The organism is Actinotalea caeni, from assembly GCF_009733795.1.
GTDB classification, from domain to species: domain Bacteria; phylum Actinomycetota; class Actinomycetes; order Actinomycetales; family Beutenbergiaceae; genus Pseudactinotalea; species Pseudactinotalea caeni.
Genome location: NZ_WNXX01000007.1, coordinates 92,778 through 108,693 on the forward strand (window position 1 = coordinate 92,778; position 15,916 = coordinate 108,693).

A 15,916-nucleotide genomic window follows, 5' to 3' on the forward strand; every position below is an offset into this window, starting at 1 on the left:
TTTGGGTTAGCGGCGCTAGCGAGGTTAGCAGTGCTAACCTAAGGCTGCGACCGACGATGGTCGAGGAGGGGTCGTGACGGACGAGGCTGGACGCAGGCGGGACGACGAGCGCCGTCGGCGGATCCTCGAGCTCGCGCGCGAGCGAGCGGACGCCGAGGGCTGGGGCGCCGTGACGACGCGCCACCTCGCCACCGCCATCGGCTACACCCAGCCCGTGCTCTACCGGCACTTCCCGGGCGGCAAGGCCGAGATCATGCTCGCGGTCGCGCTCGAGGGCTTCGCGGAGCTGACGCGGCGGTGCCGGGCTGCGGTGGCGGGCAGGCGCGGCCGCCCCGCGATCGAGACCGCCGCACGGGCCTACCTCGACTTCGCGCGCGAGCACCCGGCGGTCTACGAGGCGATGTTCGAGCAGGTGATCGGCGCCCGCTTCGCCAGCGCGGACACGCCCCAGGTGCTGCGCGAGGGGTTCGAGACCCTCGCCGCCGTGCTCGGCGACGACGGGGAGACGACGACCGAGGTGTTCTGGGCCGCGCTGCACGGCATGAGCGAGCTGGAGCGCGCCGGCCGCATGCGGGCCGAGCACCGCGACGCCCGCGTGGCCGAGCTGGCGGCCCGCTTCGGCTGACCGGGCGGGCCCGCTCGCTCAGGAGGTGATGTCCGCCGTCGTGAACCGCGCCCACGCGAGCGAGCCGAAGACGGCGACCCAGGCCAGCTGCACGAGCAGCCCCTGGCCGAGCAGCGACCACGACACCTCGGCGCGGAGGAACTCGGCGAAGTCGAACCAGTGGTGCGACAGCAGGAACGGGTGGATCGCCTCCACCTGCGGCAGCGAGTCCAGCACGTTGGACAGGATCGAGACGACGACGGTCGCCGCGATGACGCCGATCGGCACCTCGGTCAGCGTCGAGAAGAACAGCCCGACGGCGAGCAGACCGGTCAGCGACAGCGCCACGTAGCCGGCCACGCCCAGCATCCGGGCGAACCCGGCAGCCGCGCTGACGCTCTGGCCCGAGAGCAGATCGAGGTCGCCGTAGCCGAAGTACACCCACCCGGTCACGAGCGCGGCCGCCGTCACCAGCGCGATCGCGACGACGACGAGCGTCAGCGCCGCGATCGCCTTGGCCGCGAGCAGCCGGCCGCGGCCCACGGGCACGACCAGCAGGTAGCGCAGCGTGCCGGCCGACGCCTCGCCCGCGACGGCGTCGGCGGCGGCGATGCTCACGCCGAGCGGCAGCAGCAGCGGCAGGCACAGGAACAGCGCGGTGACGACCAGGAACAGCCCGTTGCCGCTCACCCGCTCGATGAACCCCGGGCCCTGGCCGCTGAAGGCGCTGTCGACCGTGGCGCGCACGATCGTGCCGACCAGCACCGGCACCAGCGCGAGCAGCAGCACGAGCAGCTGCGTGCGGCGGCGGCCGAGCACGAGCCGCAGCTCGCTGCGCAGCAGCCGGCCGAAGGCGCCGCGGGTCGCGCGCACCTCGGCGTCCTCCCGCGCCGCGGCCGCGGGGGTCGTCGCAGCCGCGGCCGGTGCGACCGTGGCCGGCCCGGTCTCCAGCGCCTCACCCCGAGACATCGAAACCCTGCCCGGTCAGCTCCACGAAGAGGTCCTCCAGCGTCGGACGGCGGATCTCCAGACCCAGCACCGGCACCCCGGCGGCGACGAGCGCGGGCGCGACGTCGGCGAGCGCCACCGCGCCCAGCCGCGCCGCCACCACCTCGCCGTCGACGGCGGTCTCCTCGAGCCCGAGACGAGCGAACGTCTCGCGGGCCTGCGCGAGCGAGCCCGGCTCGGTCGTCACGACGACCTGGGCGGCGTCGGCCGTGCCCAGCGCGTCGCGCGGGCCCTGCACGAGCAGCCGACCCTGGCGCATGACGCCGACGTGCGTGCACACCTGGTCGATCTCCGACAGCAGGTGCGAGGACACGAGGATCGTCGCGCCCTCGCCCGCGAGCTCGCGCACGAGGTGCCGCACCTCGCGGGTGCCCTGCGGGTCGAGACCGTTGGTGGGCTCGTCGAGCACGAGCAGCTCGCGCGGGCGCAGCAGCGCGGCGGCGAGGCCGAGCCGCTGCTTCATGCCGAGCGAGTACTGCCGGTAGGGCTTGCGCGCGGCCGCCGCGAGCCCGACCCGCTCCAGCGCGTCGCCGATCCGGCGGGCCGAGGTGCGGCGCGGCGCGCTGGCGTCGACGGCGTCGAGCCGCTCGAGGTTCGCACGGCCCGACAGGTACGGCTGGAACGCCGGCCCCTCGACGAGGGCACCGACGCGTGGCAGCACCCGGGCCCCGCCGTCGGGCATCGGCTCACCGAGCAGCCAGGCACGCCCGGCGGTGGCCTGCACCAGCCCGAGCAGCATCCGGATCGTCGTCGTCTTGCCGGAGCCGTTGGGGCCGAGGAAGCCGTACACGGCGCCGCGGGGCACCTCCAGGTCGATGCCGTCGACGGCGACCTGGCCGTTGCGGAACCGCTTCGTCAGGCCCTCGCTGCGCACCACCGGCGCGCCGACGGCGCCCCCGTCGAGGGCGCCGTCGGGCCGAGTCGCGGTCGGGGTCACGCGAGGCCGGCAGCCTCGAGCAGCGTCTCGCCGGGCACCGCCCCGACGAGGATGCGGCCGTCGTCGGTGACGAGGACCGACAGCAGCGTCGAGGAGAGCAGCCGGCCGCCGTCGACCGGGGTCGTCAGCTGCTCGTAGAGCGCGGCGCGGTCGAGCTCGGTGCCGCCGCCCATGTCGCCGAACAGCTCCTCACCGGGCCCGCCCCCGAGCGGGTGGTCGAGCTCGTCGGCCACGGCCGCGGGGTCACCGGTCAGCAGCGCCTCCAGGTCGCCCCCGGAGCGCTCGACGACGGTGGCGAAGCCCTCGCCGCTGACGGTCACGCCGTCGGGGACGTCGCCGGTGTGCTCGGGCGCGGCGTCGAGGTCGCCGAGCTCGACGACCTTCTCGGTCACCTCGGCGCCCGACGGCGTCGAGAACGTGAGCGCGGCGTCGCTCGGCGCGGAGAAGCTCACGTCGGTGTAGGCGAGCTCGAGCGCCGGGGCGTTGGTGGCCTCGGTGCTCCACACCTGCACCGACAGCGGCACGAGGGTCTCGCCGTCGACGGCCACGACCACGCGGTCGACGAGGGTGCCGTCGTCGGTCGGCGTCACGACGACCTGGTAGGCGGCCCGCCCGGCGACGACCACCGCGTCACCGACGGTGACGTCGGCGTGCTCCTCGGCGCGCTCGAGCAGCTGCTGGGCGAGGTCCTGCGGCGTCGGCAGCGTGCCGGCGGCCTCGGCCGCGGCGTGCTCGGCCTCGGCGTCGGCGAGGTGCTCCTGGGCGTCCGGCCCGAGCGTCAGGTGCACGACCTGGTGGCTGGAGGACGCGTAGGTCCAGGCCTCCGGGCCGTCGGTCACCACCGAGTACTCCGAGGTGGTGCCGAGCAGCGAGACGCGCGAGCGACCCTCGGCGTCGGTCCACATCCGGATCGTGCTCGAGCCCGACAGCAGGTTGAGCGGGTCGGCGCCACCGGTCATCTGGGCGGGGATCTCCGGCAGCCCCAGCCGCGCGGTGTAGACCGCGGAGCCGGACATCGGCACCGGCTCCGCCTCGACGACGGCGGCGGCCAGCTCCTCGGGCGTGCGGTCGGGGAGCTCGGGGGAGTCCGCGGAGGCGAGGGTCGGGATCGTGGCGGCTGCCACGACCGCGACCGCGGCGGCTGCCGGGACGGTCCAGCGCAGGAGCGTGCGGTTCATGCCCTCGAGTATCCGACGGCGTCCCTGAGAGGCCGCTGAGAGCGTCCGCCCGCGCGCGGCGGGCGTGCGCGATGCTGGACCCATGCGGATCCTCGTGGTCGACGACGAGCGCACGCTCGCGCGGTCGGTCGCGCGCGGGCTGCAGGCCGAGGGGTTCGCCGTCGACCTCGCCCACGACGGCGTCAGCGGGCTGGAGATGGCGCGGTTCGGCGAGTACGACGCGATCGTCCTCGACATCATGCTGCCGGGCCGCAACGGCTACGACGTCGTCACGCAGCTGCGTCGCGACGGGGTGTGGACGCCGGTGCTGCTGCTCTCGGCGAAGGACGGCGACCACGACGTCGCCGACGGGCTCGACGTCGGTGCCGACGACTACCTCACGAAGCCGTTCTCGTTCGTGGTGCTGCTGGCGCGGCTGCGGGCCCTCACGCGACGCCCGGCCGCGCCGCGCCCGGCGGCGGTGACCGTCGGCCCGGTCACGCTCGACCCGGCGACCCACGAGGTGACCCGCGGCGGCGAGCCGATCGAGCTGACCACGCGGGAGTTCGCCCTGCTCGAGTACCTCATGCGGCACCCCGACCGGGTGGTCGGCAAGCTCGAGCTGCTCGACCACGTCTGGGACGGCGACGACGTCAACGTCGTCGAGCAGTACGTCGGCTACCTGCGCCGCAAGCTCGGGCGCGACCTCATCGTCACCGTCCGCGGCGCCGGGTACCGCCTCGCCGCCCAGCCGTCGTGACCGCGCCGCGGCGGCGGACGCTGCGCCGCCGGCTGACGCTGCTGACGGCCGGCGCGCTCGCGGTGGCGCTCGCGGCCGGCGGGGTGCTGCTCGTGCAGGTCGTCACCGCGCAGCGCGTCGACGCCCTCGACGAGGCGGTCGTCTCGCGCGCGGTCACCGTCGCCGACCTCGTGCGCACCGACCGGCTGCCCGACAGCCTCCCGGTCGTCGCGCCAGGGGAGGTCGTGCAGATCCTCGACCCCGCCGGGCGGGTGGTGGCGACGTCCGGCACCGCCTCGCAGACGCTGCCGGTCGTCACGCCCGAGGTGGCGGCGCGTGGCGAGGCCGCCGACGGCACCCGCCCGCTGGTCGTCACCGCGGCGAGCCCGTACGCGGGGCAGGCGCGGGTGGCGATGCTGACGGTGCCCGCCGCCGAGGTGCCGGCGCGGCTGGCCGACGTCGCGGGCGACCGGGGGCTGCTGGTCGTCGCCGCCACCTCGCTCGGCGACGTGCACGCCACCGCCCGCACGCTCGGGTGGTTGCTCGCGGGCGTGGTGCCGGTGCTCGTGCTGGGGCTCGGGCTCGCCGTCTGGCTCGTCCTCGGTCGCGCGCTGCGACCCGTCGAGGACCTGCGCGCGGCGGCCGAGGAGGTCGCCGACTCCGGCGGGCCCGGCTCGCTGCCGGTGCCCGCGACCGGCGAGCTGGCGGCGCTCGCGACCACGCTCAACACGATGCTGGACCGGCTGGACGCCGCCGCGTCGGCCGAGCGGGCCGCCGCCAGCAGCGCGCGGGCCGCGGCGCAGCGGCAGCAGGCGTTCGTCGCGGACGCCGCGCACGAGCTGCGCTCGCCGCTGGCGTCGCTGCGCACGGCGCTCGAGGTCGCCGCGCGGCACCCCGAGGTCTACCCGCGCACCGAGCTGGTCGCCGACCTCGGCGCCGACGTCGCCCGCATCTCCGCGCTCGTGGAGGACCTGCTGCTGCTCGCACGCGTCGGCAGCCGGCCGCTGCGGGCGGAGCCGCTCGACCTCGCCGCCGTCGCCGCGCGCGTCGCCGCCGAGACGGCGGAGGCGCCGGCCCGAGCGGTCGCCGTCGAGGTCGTCGGCGAGGGTGGCGCGACCGGCGACGCGGCCGCCGTCGAGCGCGTGCTGCGCAACCTGGTCGCCAACGCCCGGCGGCACGCCCGCACCCGGGTGCGGGTGACCGTCGCACCGGGCGAGGTCGCCGTCGAGGACGACGGCCACGGCGTCCCCGAGGCCGAGCGGGAGCGGGTGTTCGCCCGGTTCGTGCGTCTGGAGGAGGCACGCGAGCGCGACGCCGGCGGCTCCGGGCTGGGGCTGGCGATCGCCCGGGAGCTCGCCCGCGAGCAGGGCGGCGACGTGACCCTGCACGACTCCTCGCTGGGCGGGCTGTCGGCCCGGCTGGAGCTGCCCGTGCCGTGACGTCGACCGGGTGCGTGCAGGCCCTACATTGACGCGCGTGACCACCGCACCCGCGCGCTCGACGGACCCCGTCGTCAGCGCCTCAGGGCTGACCAGGCGCTTCGGCGACCGCGTCGCCGTCGCCGACCTCGACCTCGCGATCACGGCCGGCCACGCCTTCGGGCTGCTCGGCCCGAACGGCGCCGGGAAGACGACCACCGTCCGCCTCCTCAACGGGCTGCTGCCGCCGACCTCCGGCAGCGTGACGCTGTTCGGGGAGCCGCTGACGCCGGCGTCGGCGGACCGGCTGCGGGCCCGCGTCGGCGTGCAGACCGACACCAACCTCTACGAGTCGCTCTCGGTGGCCGAGAACCTGCGCACGTGGGGCCGGCTGTACGGCCTGCGCGGCGCGGCGCTGGACCGGCGCATCGACGACGTCCTCGACCTGCTGCGGCTGACCGACCGGACCCGCTCGCTGGTCGGCGAGCTCAGCAAGGGCATGCGGCAGAAGCTCTCGGTGGGTCGCGCGATCCTCCACGACCCCGCGCTGCTCTACCTCGACGAGCCGACCGCAGGGCTGGACCCGGAGGCCGCCGTCGAGCTCCTCGACCACGTGCGCGAGATGATGCGCACCTCCGGCACCACCGTGGTCATCTGCACCCATCAGCTCTACGGGCTGGAGACCCTGTGCGACGACGTCGGCATCATCGCCGGCGGTCGCATGGCCGTCAGCGGGCCGGTGGCGGCGCTGATCGCGCAGCGGTGGCCGCAGCCGGAGCTGACGATCGACGTCGTCTCCGAGGGCGAGCGGGCGGCCGCGGTCGTCGCCGGCGAGACCGGCACGACGCCCGAGCGGACGGGCGGCCGGCTGCGGCTGACGCTGCCGGCGGGTGGGCAGCCGAGCGCGGTCGTCGCCGCCCTGGTGCGTGCGGGCGTCGACGTCGCCGCCGTGGTGCCGACGCAGCGGACCGTGCAGGACCTGTACTTCGCCACGATCGACGCCGGCCAGGCGCGCGAGGACACGACGGAGGTGGCGCGATGATCGACCGCGACCGGGTGCGCACGGTGATGCGCAAGGACTGGCTGGAGGTCGTGCGCAGCCCGCAGTCGCTCGCCGCGCTGCTCGTGGTGCCGGCGGTGTTCGTCGTCGTGCTCCCCACCGTGGTGCTGCTGCTCGCCCGGCAGCCGGGGTTCGTCGAGAGCGCCGACGACGTGCGCCCGCTGCTCGACGTCATCCCGGCCGGGCTGCTGCCGGAGGGGCTCGACGAGGTGCAGCAGCTCGTCTACGTCGTCGTCGTGTTCCTGCTGGCGCCGTTCTTCCTGCTCATCCCGGTGATGGTCGCGTCGGTCACCGCGAGCTCCAGCGTGGTGGGAGAGAAGGAGCGGCGCACGATCGAGGGGCTGCTGTACACCCCGCTGACCGACCGCGAGCTCGTGCTCGCGAAGATCCTCGGCTCCGTCCTGCCGGCGGTCGCGATCACGTGGCTGTCGTTCCTGGTCTACACCGTGCTCGTCAACGTGCTCGGCTGGCCGCTGCTCGGTCGGCTGTACTTCCCGACCTGGACGTGGGCCGTGATCATGCTCCTGGTGGTGCCCGCGATCGCGTTCCTCGGCACCAGCCTGGTCGTCGCGGTCTCCGGTCGCGCCACGACCGTCCAGGGTGCGCAGGGCGTCGCGGTGCTGGTCGTGCTCCCCGTGGTCGGCCTCGTCGTCGGCCAGGCGGCCGGGGTCGCGCTCCTCGACGTGCCGGTCGCGCTGGTCGCCGCCGGCGTCATCGTCGTCCTCGACGTCGTGCTGTTCCGGTTCGCGGTCGGCCGGTTCCAGCGCGAACGGGTGCTCACGCAGCTCTGAGGCCGGGGGCGCACGTCGCGCGAGCATCGACGCGGAAAGCGCTTGCCGTTCCGGGCGCGCTGGGGCAGACTGAGGGCGGTCCCGTCCGTCGTCCCAGGAGCTCCATCGTGCCCAGCCAGCAACCCGTCGCGCTCGTCACCGGGGGCAACCGAGGCATCGGTCTCGGCATCACCGAGGCGTTGCTCGCCGAGGGGTACGCCGTCGCGATCCTCGCCACCCGCGAGGAGCCGACCGAGCTGATCGCGCGGCTGCGCGAGCAGGGCGACGTCATCTACGTCCGCGGCTCGGTCGCCGAGCTCGACGACCACGCGCGCTACGTCGACGCCGCGCTGCAGCGGTGGGGCCGGATCGACCTGCTGGTCAACAACGCCGGGGTCGCACCGAGCGTGCGCGCCGACATCCTGGAGGCCGAGCCGGAGAGCTTCGACCGCGTGCTCGGCATCAACCTGCGCGGCCCGTACTTCCTCACCCAGCGGGTCGCGAACGCGATGATCGAGCTGCGCGGCCCGGTCGACGGTCTTCCCGCGGAGCCCGTCGGCACGATCCTCAACGTCTCGTCGGTCTCGGCGACGACCGTGAGCACCAACCGCGGCGAGTACTGCATCTCCAAGGCCGGCGTCGGGATGGCGACGCAGCTGTGGGCGGTGCGGCTCGCGCCCGAGGGCATCCTCGTCTACGAGGTCCGCCCCGGCGTCATCGCGACCGACATGACGGCCGGTGTGCAGGCGAGGTACGACGAGCAGTTCGCCAACGGGCTCGCCCCGATCGCGCGGTGGGGCACCCCGGCCGACGTCGCGGGCGCCGTCGTCCAGCTCGCCGCGAAGCGGATGCCCTACTCGACCGGCGACGTCATCACCGTCGGCGGCGGCATGCAGATCCCGACGCTCTAGCGCCGGCCGCGCCCGCCACCCGCGACCGCACCGAGGGAGACCCGCCACCGTGACCACGCCGCTCGACCACGACACCAACCCCGGGCTGGAGCCCGCCCACCTGGAGTCCGCCGACACCGTCGTGCTCGGCGACCCCGACGCCGCGCCCACCGTGCGGCTCGCCGGCCACGACATCCCGGTCGTGGTGGCGAACACGGTCGTCGTCGGCACCGGGTCCGCCGGCTACTGCGCCGCGGACCGGCTCTGGGAGTTCGGCCAGACCGACGTCGTCATGGTCGCCGACAAGATCAACGCCGGCTCCTCGCGCAACGCGGGCAGCGACAAGCAGACCTACTACAAGCTCACGCTGTCGGGCGGCGACGGCGACTCGGTCCACGAGATGGCGCAGACGCTGTTCTCCGGTGGCGCGATGGACGGCGACAACGCGCTCGCCGAGGCCGCGCTGTCCGCGCGCGGCTTCCTGCGGCTGTGCGACCTCGGCGTCCCGTTCCCGCAGAACCGCTACGGCGAGTTCATCGGGTACAAGACCGACCACGACCCGCGCCGCCGGGCGACGTCGGTCGGCCCCTACACGTCGCGCTCGATGGTCGCCCAGCTCGAGAAGAAGGTCGCGCGCAACGGAACTCCTGTGTACGACGAGTGCCGTGTGGTCGACCTCATCCGGGGCGCGGACGGCCAGATCGCCGGCCTGCTGGTGTTCCGCACCGACGTCAAGCCCGGCTCCGGCCGCAGCCCGTACCTGCTGTTCCGGTGCACCAACGTCGTCTACGCGACCGGTGGCCCCGCCGGCATCTACGCGACCCGGGTGTTCCCCAACGGCCAGTGGGGTGCGAGCGGCGCGGCGTACCGCGCGGGCGTGCACGGCAAGAACCTCACCGAGTGGCAGTTCGGGCTCGCCTCGATCAAGCCGCGCTGGAACGTCTCGGGCACCTACATGCAGGTGATCCCGCGGTTCGTCTCCACCGACGCCGACGGCAACGACGAGCGCGAGTTCCTCACCGAGGTCATCGAGGACTACGGCCGCCTCATGACGCTGGTGTTCCTCAAGGGTTACCAGTGGCCCTTCGACATCCGGAAGGCGCGCGACGGCTCGAGCCTCATCGACCTGCTCGTGTACCGCGAGACCGTGCTGCGCGGGCGCCGGGTGTTCCTCGACTTCCGCTCCAACCCGGTGCAGGAGACGTTCGACCCGAGCGCGCTCGCCCCGGAGGCGTACGAGTACCTGGAGCGGGCCGGCGTGCTGTTCGGCACCCCCATCGAGCGGCTGCGCCGCATGAACGAGCCCGCCTACCAGTTCTACCTGGGCAAGAACCCCTACGTGGACCTCGAGAAGGAGATGCTCGAGGTCGACGTGTGCGCCCAGCACAACAACGGCGGGCTGCTCGTCGACGCGTGGTGGCAGTCGAACGTGCCCGGGTTCTTCCCGGTGGGCGAGGCCGGCGGTGCGCACGGCGTCTACCGGCCCGGTGGTGCCGCGCTCAACTCCGGTCAGGTCGGCGCGACCCGGGCGGCGCGCTACGTCTCGGCGGTCCGCACCGAGGACCCGATCGACGAGGCCGCGTTCGCGGCCGCGGCGGAGCCGGTGGTGAGCGACGCCGTCGGGCTGGTCGCGCGGGCGACCGAGCGGGCGGCGTCGGGCACCCCGGACAACACCGGCGAGCTGCTGCGCGAGGTGCAGGTGCTCATGAGCGCCAAGGCCGGGCCGGTGCGCAGCGCCGCCTCGATCGACGAGGCGCTGGCGCAGGTCCACGACTGGCTCTCGCGCTACGACGACCTCGTGAGCGCCGACGCCTCCTCGCGCCGTTCGATCAACCGCACCTTCCTCGTGCGCGACATCCTCGTCACCGCCTACGTCTACCTGAGCGCGATGAAGGACTACGTCGAGCACGGCGGCCGCTCGCGCGGCTCGGTGCTCTACACCGACCCCGACGGCGAGCTGCCGCGGGTCGGCTACGGCGACCGCGCGCAGGAGCCGCTCGACCTGCCGGAGCTGTTCCGGTTCCGGCTCGACGGCGGCGCGCTCGACGGCGAGGTGCAGGAGGCGGCCTACGTCACCGACGGCGACCTGCCGGGCGAGGAGTGGCACGCGCCGGTCGAGCGCGACCAGGGCGACCCGGCCGGGCTGCCGCTGTTCCGCTGGCGGCCGGTGCGGCCGATCCCCGCCGACGACGACTTCTTCGAGAACGTGTGGCGCGAGTTCCGCGAGCACGGGAACGTGCGCTGAGGGCGTTCAGTCCCAGACCAGCCGCGTCGTCGAGGTGCCGTCGCTGACCACCAGCCCACCCGCGCCGTCGGCGACCACGACGAAGACACCGGTCTCGCTCGGGACGCGCCAGCGCACGTCGCCCGTGCGCGGGTCGACCGCGAGGACGCCCTCGCCGCCGTAGCCGGCGAGCACGAGCGTGTCGCGCGAGGCGGTGACCGGACGGTACGTGCCCTCCAGGTGCCAGACCTCCGCACCGGTCGCCTCCTCGACGGCGACCAGGCCGACGCCGTCCCCGTCCGGCGGCCAGCAGGCGAGGACCACCCGGTGCTGCAGACGCACGTCCGGCGAGCAGCCCTCGCGGCGCCACACCTCCTCACCGGTCGAGCGGAGCCGGGCGACGGCGCCGCCGTCGGGGTGCTGGCCCAGCACCAGGCCTGCGCCCAGCGAGTCGTCGATCGAGAGCAGCACCTCGTCCTGCGCGAGCGTCGCGGACCCCTCGCCGACGTGCACGACCATCCGGCCCTCGACGAGCTCGGCCCACATCTGCTCGCCGACGACGAGCGACCCCGTGCCGACCGGCTCACCCGTCGCGAGGTCCAGGCGGGTGCCCGAGAGCGGGATCAGGACCCGGTCGTCGACGACCGCGACGGAGGCGAGAGGCGGCTCCGAGTCGTCGGCGGCGCTGGCCTGGACGCGCCAGCGCTCGCCGCCGTCGGCGGCGAGCCGCACGACGTCGTCGAGACCGGGCCCGTGCCGCTCGACCACCACCAGGTCGGCGCCGGCGGCGGTCGCTGCGACCGCGGCCGGGTGCTCGCGTCGCTCGACGTCACCCGTGCTCGGGTCGATCGTCACCACCTGGGCGTCGTCCTCGCCCGGGGCCTCGACGCAGACGACGGGCGAGACCCCGTGGCAGGTGCGGTCCGGGTCCGCGAAGCGCCATCGTTCGGCGCCGGAGGCGAGGTCCAGCCCGGTGACGTATCGGGCGGGCTCGCCCTCCAGGGTGACGACGAGCGACGTGCCCTCGTGACCTCGCGGCACGGCGTAGGCGAGGTCCACGACCCACGCGGGGCGAGGCGCCGCGGCGAGCGAGGTGCCGACCACCCCGAGCATGATCTCGGGCCCGTCGGACGCCAGCTCCGGCACGGGCTCGGCGGTGGCCGCGCCGATCAGCACGAGCCCCGTCGCAGCCGCGACCCACGGCAGCGCGCGGGCACGACCACGCCGCCGTCGCCGCCGGGCCGTCCCGCGGTCGGCCGCGAGCTCGAACTCGTCGACGTCGACCATGCGTCCTTCCTACCCGGTCACGCCGGCGAGCGGCCAGGGTCGGCCGCTGAGGGCCGACGACGGACGGGCTCGGATCAGTCCCACACGAGCCGGGTCAGACCCGACTCGTCGCTGACGAGCAGCCCGCCGGCGTCGTCGAGCGTCGCCGTGAAGGCGGGGCCCTGCGTCTCGACGGCCCATCGGACGTCGCCGCTCGTCGGGTCGACGCCGAGCACACCCGACGCGTCGTCGACGACCACCAGTGTGTCCCCTGTCGCGGCGACCACCCAGTAGACGGAGTCGACTCGCCACACGGCGTCGCCGCTGACCTCGTCGATGCCGACCGTCTCGGCGCCGTCGGGCGACCAGCAACCGACGACGACCCGCCCGCGCAGGCGCACCTGCGGGAAGCAGCTGCCGTCCAGCTGCCACAGCTGCTCGCCGGTGCCGCGCACCTGCGCCGAGAGACCGCCGTCGGGGCGCTGGACCAGCGCCGCTCCGGCCCCGACGGAGTCGTCGATCATCAGCGGGAGCTCGTCCGGCTCCAGCGTCGCGGACCGGCCGTCGACATGGATGACGACGCGGTCGTCGACCATCTCGACCATGGCGCCACCGATGACCGAGGAGGACGCGTCCCTGGCCTCGCCGCTGCTCAGGTCGAGCCCGACACCTTCGAACCCGAGCCGCACGGTGCCCTCGCCGAGGGACAGCGGTGCCCACGGCGGGTCCGACTCGTCGGCGGCGTCGGCCTGCACGCGCCAGCGCTCGGCGCCGTCGGGCTCGACGAGCACGACGTCCTCGGGGACGGACCCGGTCGTCTCGACCACGACGAGGCCGTCGTCCGTGGCGACCGCGCCGACGGCGCCGGGGTGCGCTCTCTCGGTGACCTCGCCGGTCGCCGCGTCGATCGTCACGACCTGGGCGTCGGGGCTCCCCGGGTCGACGACACAGGTCACCACCGTGGTCGGGTGGCACCGCTGGTGGGGGTCCGGGTGCCGCCAGCGCTCGGCGCCGGTCTCGAGGTCGAGCCCGAGCACGTGCTGGGAGCTCGGCGAGGTCGCGGTGGCCAGCCCGACGACGACGGTCGAGCCGATCAGCCCCATCGGTGCCGGGGAGTCGAGCTCGGTGGTCCAGACCATCGCGGGCTCGGCCGCGGCCGGCACGTCGGACACGCCGACCACCAGCCCGGGCGGCCCCGTCAGCAGCACCGGCTCCGCACAGACGGAACCGACGAGGACGAGCGCGGCTGCGGTCGTCACCCACGGCCAGGCGTGGGCGCGGCGTCGCGAGCCCGGGGGCGGGGTGGGAGCAAGGTCGCGGTCGGGCGCGAGCTCGAACTCGTCGACGTCGACCATGCCTCCTTCCTACCCGGTCACGTCGCGCGCGGCCAGCACCGCCGGCCGCCGCAGATCCGGGGCTGCCCCCGCCGAGGGTGGGTGGTGCGTTACCAGGACAGCCGGACGAGGCCCGCGTCGTCGTAGAGCACGATCCCGTCCGGCAGCACGGCGACGGAGTCGACCGACACCCGCGAGCCGTGCACCCACAGCTCCTCACCGGTGAGGACGTCGATGCCGTGCAGCGCGCCGTCGACCCAGTCCTGGACGACGAGCGTGCTGCCGCCGGCGACCACCGGTGTCGCGGGAGCCCGCACGTCCCACAGGGCGCGGCCCGTCTCGGGGTCGTGCCCGACGAGCCGGGGTACCGCGCCCGCCTGCTCGGCGAGCACCAGCACGCCGGCGAGGCGGGCGACGGCGCTGCGGGACGGCTCCTGCCACAGCACGGTGCCGTCGCTCGTGACGCTGACGCCGTCCCCGTGCCTGACGCCGAGCACGCTCGTGGGGTCGTCGTCCACCAGGGCCGCCAGATGCTCGACGCGCGTGACGCCGTCGGCGTCGACCAGGCTGGCGTCGAGGACGCCGTCCTCACCCTGGGAGACGACGACCCGGCCCGCCCCGGTCACGAGCGTCCAGAGCACGTCGGTGGCCACCTCGGTGCCGTCCCGGAGGTCGAGCGCGACGGACTCGCCGGCGGCGAGGTGGAGGACGTCGCCGAGCACGGCCATCGAAGCCCACACCCAGTCCTCCCGGTCGGCAGCCCCGACGGCGAGCGCCGTGGTCCAGACGGTGCCGCCGTCGGGTGCCACGCGACGCGCCACGACGCCGTCGTCGTCGACGGCCAGCACGACGACGTCGTCCTCGACCGCCGCGGCCTGCACCGCGCCGGGGACCTGCGTCCGTGTCGTCGCGCCGTCGGGCCCGACGCGCGCGACCTCCGCGGTGTCCGCACCCGGCTGGTCGACGCACACCACCGCCTGCTGCACCGTGCACGGTCCGGGGCCGGTCTCGAGCCGCCACCGGGTCGCACCGGTCGTGGGGTCGAGGCCCTGGACGCCGTCACCGACCGTCACGAGCGTGGAGCCCAGCAGCACGACCTGCCGGGAGCCGCCCTGCCGGTCGAGGTCGACGCGCCACCGCTCGACCGGCGGTGCCGCGAGGTCCAGCGCGAGCACCCCGACCTTGTCCCGTGGGACCGCGCCCAGCGAGACGCCACCGGGCGGCGCGACGACGGCGCCCACGAGCACGAGCGCGACCGCGAGCGCCACCCAGCCCGTCGGGCGGCGCGCTCGACGGCCACGAAAGGACGGCTCCGTCGCGTCGGGCGACGGGTCCGCGACGTCGAACTCCTCGACGGCGGTCCTGGCGGTCGTCCTGCCGCCGTGCGGCGGGTTCCTCACCAGCTCCACCGCACGAGCCGGCCGTCGGTCACCCCGACGAGGTCGCCGTCGACGACGGTGCTCGCCGACATCGTCGCCGGGACGGTCCAGAGCACCTCGCCGGTGGCGACGTCCACCGCCGCGGTACCGGTCCCGTGGCCGTCGTCGCCGAGCACCAGCGGCCAGGGCGCGCCCGGCAGCCGCCCGCCCTCGGCGTGCGTCACACGCACGGCGGCGACGTCCTCGCCCGGGCGCAGCCGTTCGCCGTCCGGCAGCACGACCGTCGCGGCACCCTCGCCGTCGACGACCTCGACGGCGCCCTCCGCGCCCGGCTGCACGCGGGCCGGCCGCGCGACGACCGCGCCCGTGCCGACGTCGAGGACGGCCGGCGCGGTGCCTCCGAGGTAGAGCGAGTCGCCCGCGCTCAGCAGCGTGTCGGTGCCGAGCCGGCCGGGCAGCAGCGTGCGCCACCGCTCGCCGCCACGGGCGTCGAGGACGGTCACCCAGGTGCCCGACCCGTCGGCGCCCAGGACGGCCGCGGTGCCGGCGGCCGCGACCAGCTCCTCGCCGCCCGGCCGGTCGACGGCGACCGCGTGACCTGCCCCGGGCACCTCGAGCACGGTGCGCTCACCGGTGACGACGTCGACCAGCGACACCGACGCACGCCACTTGCCCACCGCGTGCACACAGGTGACCGCGGTCGTGACCTCGCAGAACGTGCCGCTGATCTCGTGCTCCCACAGCAGCGCACCGGTCGCGGCGTCGAGGCCCGCCACGCCGACCAGCCCGGCGGCGACGACCACCCGGGGCTCGCCCGTGCTCACCCGCAGCGTCCCGGTGAACGCCGGGCCGCCCTGCCACCTGGCGACGTCGTCGGCGAGGGAGGCCGGCAGCGCCACCGACCAGACCTCCTCGGGCGGCCGGCGCAGGTCGCCCTGCAGCACCCCGGTGCTCAGCGGCGGGAGCGGTCGAGGCGTCGCGAGCAGCGCGACGAGCACGAGCGAGATCCCGACGCCCACCCAGGTCCAGGCGTCGTGCGACGGTCGCGGCGCGTGCGTCGCCGACCCACGGGGCTCGACCGACGCCGTCGTGAGATCGAACTCGTCGACCTCGACCATGCTCCATTCTGC

14 protein-coding genes are annotated in these 15,916 nt (G+C 75.1%); 7 read left to right on the forward strand and 7 right to left on the reverse strand.

From position 1 onward, the window contains the following. The first annotated feature begins 73 nt into the window (after positions 1 to 73). Positions 74 to 625, forward strand: coding sequence for a TetR/AcrR family transcriptional regulator (locus tag GPA02_RS08295; RefSeq protein WP_156199451.1), 552 nt, complete (start codon positions 74 to 76; stop codon positions 623 to 625). A gap of 18 nt (positions 626 to 643) precedes the next feature. Here GPA02_RS08295 and GPA02_RS08300 read toward each other — a convergent pair whose 3' ends face one another. From GPA02_RS08300 to GPA02_RS08310, 3 genes are read right to left on the reverse strand one after another with little or no spacing between them, the layout of a single operon-like run. After that, complete coding sequence (locus GPA02_RS08300; protein WP_156199452.1) at positions 644 to 1,573, reverse strand: ABC transporter permease; 930 nt, start codon at positions 1,571 to 1,573, stop codon at positions 644 to 646. Continuing rightward, on the reverse strand, positions 1,560 to 2,549 hold the full coding sequence (locus GPA02_RS08305; protein WP_156199453.1) for an ABC transporter ATP-binding protein: 990 nt from the start codon (positions 2,547 to 2,549) through the stop codon (positions 1,560 to 1,562). Before GPA02_RS08305 ends, GPA02_RS08300 begins: the two co-directional genes overlap by 14 nt. Continuing rightward, the gene (locus tag GPA02_RS08310; protein WP_156199454.1) at positions 2,546 to 3,727 is read right to left on the reverse strand and encodes a LolA family protein; all 1,182 of its coding nucleotides are present in this window, start codon (positions 3,725 to 3,727) and stop codon (positions 2,546 to 2,548) included. The genes GPA02_RS08305 and GPA02_RS08310 overlap by 4 nt, the downstream gene beginning before the upstream one ends. 82 nt (positions 3,728 to 3,809) lie before the next feature. On the opposite strand from GPA02_RS08310, the gene GPA02_RS08315 reads away from it, so the two are divergent. The 6 genes from GPA02_RS08315 (at position 3,810) to GPA02_RS08340 (ending at position 10,828) form a co-directional block, all read left to right on the forward strand. Beyond that, positions 3,810 to 4,466 (forward strand): response regulator transcription factor, encoded by a 657-nt coding sequence (locus tag GPA02_RS08315; RefSeq protein WP_156199455.1) that lies wholly within the window; start codon positions 3,810 to 3,812, stop codon positions 4,464 to 4,466. Then, positions 4,463 to 5,884 carry a HAMP domain-containing sensor histidine kinase gene (locus GPA02_RS08320; protein WP_156199456.1) on the forward strand — a complete coding sequence of 474 codons (1,422 nt, stop codon included), beginning with the start codon at positions 4,463 to 4,465 and terminating at the stop codon, positions 5,882 to 5,884. The genes GPA02_RS08315 and GPA02_RS08320 overlap by 4 nt, the downstream gene beginning before the upstream one ends. A 37-nt stretch (positions 5,885 to 5,921) precedes the next feature. Further along, positions 5,922 to 6,905: an ABC transporter ATP-binding protein gene (locus tag GPA02_RS08325; protein WP_162457729.1), complete on the forward strand. Its 984-nt coding sequence runs from the start codon at positions 5,922 to 5,924 to the stop codon at positions 6,903 to 6,905. Then, positions 6,902 to 7,714: an ABC transporter permease subunit gene (locus GPA02_RS08330; RefSeq protein WP_156199458.1), complete on the forward strand. Its 813-nt coding sequence runs from the start codon at positions 6,902 to 6,904 to the stop codon at positions 7,712 to 7,714. Before GPA02_RS08325 ends, GPA02_RS08330 begins: the two co-directional genes overlap by 4 nt. 107 nt (positions 7,715 to 7,821) lie before the next feature. After that, positions 7,822 to 8,604 (forward strand): 3-ketoacyl-ACP reductase, encoded by a 783-nt coding sequence (locus GPA02_RS08335; protein ID WP_156199459.1) that lies wholly within the window; start codon positions 7,822 to 7,824, stop codon positions 8,602 to 8,604. A 49-nt stretch (positions 8,605 to 8,653) separates the two neighbouring features. Then, on the forward strand, positions 8,654 to 10,828 hold the full coding sequence (locus GPA02_RS08340; protein ID WP_240133951.1) for an FAD-binding protein: 2,175 nt from the start codon (positions 8,654 to 8,656) through the stop codon (positions 10,826 to 10,828). 6 nt (positions 10,829 to 10,834) lie between these two features. On the opposite strand, the gene GPA02_RS08345 is transcribed toward GPA02_RS08340, so the two are convergent. The 4 genes from GPA02_RS08345 to GPA02_RS08360 all read right to left on the reverse strand — a co-directional run bounded on the left by GPA02_RS08345 (position 10,835) and on the right by GPA02_RS08360 (position 15,904). Further along, the gene (locus tag GPA02_RS08345; RefSeq protein ID WP_156199460.1) at positions 10,835 to 12,094 is read right to left on the reverse strand and encodes an outer membrane protein assembly factor BamB family protein; all 1,260 of its coding nucleotides are present in this window, start codon (positions 12,092 to 12,094) and stop codon (positions 10,835 to 10,837) included. Positions 12,095 to 12,168: 74 nt separating this feature from the next. Beyond that, complete coding sequence (locus GPA02_RS08350) at positions 12,169 to 13,428, reverse strand: outer membrane protein assembly factor BamB family protein (RefSeq protein WP_156199461.1); 1,260 nt, start codon at positions 13,426 to 13,428, stop codon at positions 12,169 to 12,171. Positions 13,429 to 13,517: 89 nt separating this feature from the next. Further along, on the reverse strand, positions 13,518 to 14,807 hold the full coding sequence (locus GPA02_RS08355) for a PQQ-binding-like beta-propeller repeat protein (RefSeq protein ID WP_162457730.1): 1,290 nt from the start codon (positions 14,805 to 14,807) through the stop codon (positions 13,518 to 13,520). Continuing rightward, the gene (locus GPA02_RS08360) at positions 14,804 to 15,904 is read right to left on the reverse strand and encodes a PQQ-binding-like beta-propeller repeat protein (protein ID WP_156199463.1); all 1,101 of its coding nucleotides are present in this window, start codon (positions 15,902 to 15,904) and stop codon (positions 14,804 to 14,806) included. Before GPA02_RS08360 ends, GPA02_RS08355 begins: the two co-directional genes overlap by 4 nt. Between the last annotated feature and the right edge of the window lie 12 nt (positions 15,905 to 15,916).

Excerpts from the sequence above, each read along its gene's own strand:
- GPA02_RS08350 (WP_156199461.1), bottom strand. The coding sequence starts at position 13,428 with ATGGTCGACGTCGACGAGTTCGAGCTCGCGCCCGACCGCGACCTTGCT.
- GPA02_RS08345 (WP_156199460.1), bottom strand. The coding sequence starts at position 12,094 with ATGGTCGACGTCGACGAGTTCGAGCTCGCGGCCGACCGCGGGACGGCC.
- GPA02_RS08360 (WP_156199463.1), bottom strand. The coding sequence starts at position 15,904 with ATGGTCGAGGTCGACGAGTTCGATCTCACGACGGCGTCGGTCGAGCCC.
- GPA02_RS08330 (WP_156199458.1), top strand. The coding sequence starts at position 6,902 with ATGATCGACCGCGACCGGGTGCGCACGGTGATGCGCAAGGACTGGCTG.
- GPA02_RS08300 (WP_156199452.1), bottom strand. The coding sequence starts at position 1,573 with ATGTCTCGGGGTGAGGCGCTGGAGACCGGGCCGGCCACGGTCGCACCG.
- GPA02_RS08315 (WP_156199455.1), top strand. The coding sequence starts at position 3,810 with ATGCGGATCCTCGTGGTCGACGACGAGCGCACGCTCGCGCGGTCGGTC.
- GPA02_RS08310 (WP_156199454.1), bottom strand. The coding sequence starts at position 3,727 with ATGAACCGCACGCTCCTGCGCTGGACCGTCCCGGCAGCCGCCGCGGTC.